This is a genomic window from Mesorhizobium sp. M7A.F.Ca.CA.001.10.2.1 (genome assembly GCF_003998575.1).
GTDB lineage: Bacteria > Pseudomonadota > Alphaproteobacteria > Rhizobiales > Rhizobiaceae > Mesorhizobium.
On record NZ_RZQY01001001.1, the window covers coordinates 1 to 1467 of the forward strand.

The window sequence follows — 1467 nt, forward strand, 5'->3', positions numbered from 1 at the left end:
AAGCCGGCCCGCGCATGAGGCTCAATGCCTCTTGTCAAAATCTCCTGACACAAACAGTCCAAGACACTTCAATCACATAACAAAAAACCCCGCCGAAAATCGACGGGGTTTGTCAGCAGTCTGAAAGGCCGGGGATTACCCGGCCTTTTTTGTTTGGGATCGCATCGCCCCGATTTGTCTCATCCAAAGTGCGTTGCATATAATTCGCACCGCCTGCGCCTCCTGCTATTGTGATGTTTTGGCAACACTTTCTGAGCAACCCCTGCGCTGGAAGCCGGGCTGAGGAAATTGCCTATTTCCCGCCATAAACCCGGCGCACCTCGATCTGGTCTCGGGACACGCGCCAAAAGGCTCGGCGAGGGGGCAGCCGCTCCGCCCCATTTGCAGGGAAGATGGGGCAAGGAAGAGTATGGACGCCAAAGTCATCTCCAAGGCTAAGCTCCCTAGCCGCTATGTGACCGTCGGTCCGGCGCGTGCGCCGCATCGTTCCTATCTCTATGCCATGGGTTTGTCGGCGGCCGAGATTGCGCAGCCGCTGGTCGGGGTCGCCTCCTGCTGGAACGAGGCGGCGCCCTGCAACATCTCGCTGATGCGCCAGGCGCAGGTGGTCAAGAAGGGCGTCGCGTCCGCCAGCGGCACGCCGCGCGAATTCTGCACCATCACCGTCACCGACGGCATCGCCATGGGTCACCAGGGCATGAAGTCGTCGCTGGTGTCGCGCGAGGTCATCGCCGATTCGGTCGAACTCACCATGCGCGGCCATTGCTACGATGCGCTGGTCGGGCTCGCCGGCTGCGACAAGTCGCTGCCCGGCATGATGATGGCCATGGTGCGGCTCAACGTGCCGTCGATCTTCATCTATGGCGGTTCGATCCTGCCCGGCAGCTATCGCGGCCGCCAGATCACCGTGCAGGATGTGTTCGAGGCGGTTGGCCAGCATTCGGTAGGCACCATCGATGATGCCGAACTTCTCGAAATCGAGCAGGCGGCCTGCCCGTCGGCCGGCTCCTGCGGCGCCCAGTTCACCGCCAACACCATGGCCACCGTCGCCGAGGCGATCGGCCTGGCGCTGCCCTATTCCTGCGGCGCGCCGGCACCCTATGAAATGCGCGACCGGTTCAATTTCGCCTCCGGCGAAAAGATCATGGAGCTGATCGCGAAAAATATCCGGCCGCGCGACATCGTCACTCTGAAGGCGCTGGAGAATGCGGCGACCGTGGTCTCGGCCACCGGCGGTTCGACCAACGCGGCACTGCATCTGCCGGCGATCGCCCACGAGGCCGGCATCAAGTTCGACCTGTTCGACGTGGCCAAGATCTTCGAGAAGACGCCTTACATCGCCGACCTCAAGCCGGGCGGCAAATATGTCGCCAAGGACATGTTCGAGGCCGGCGGCATTCCGCTGCTGATGAAGACGCTGCTCGACCACGGCTATCTGCATGGCGACTGCATGACCGTGACTGGCCG

1 protein-coding gene is annotated in these 1467 nt (G+C 62.1%); it reads left to right on the forward strand.

Annotated elements, in window-relative coordinates; all coding sequences use genetic code 11:
• Window positions 1–409: 409 nt before the first annotated feature.
• Window positions 410–1467, forward strand: a 1058-nt coding sequence (locus EN964_RS34425) for a dihydroxy-acid dehydratase (protein WP_206528811.1), incomplete at its 3' end; no start/stop codon positions are given.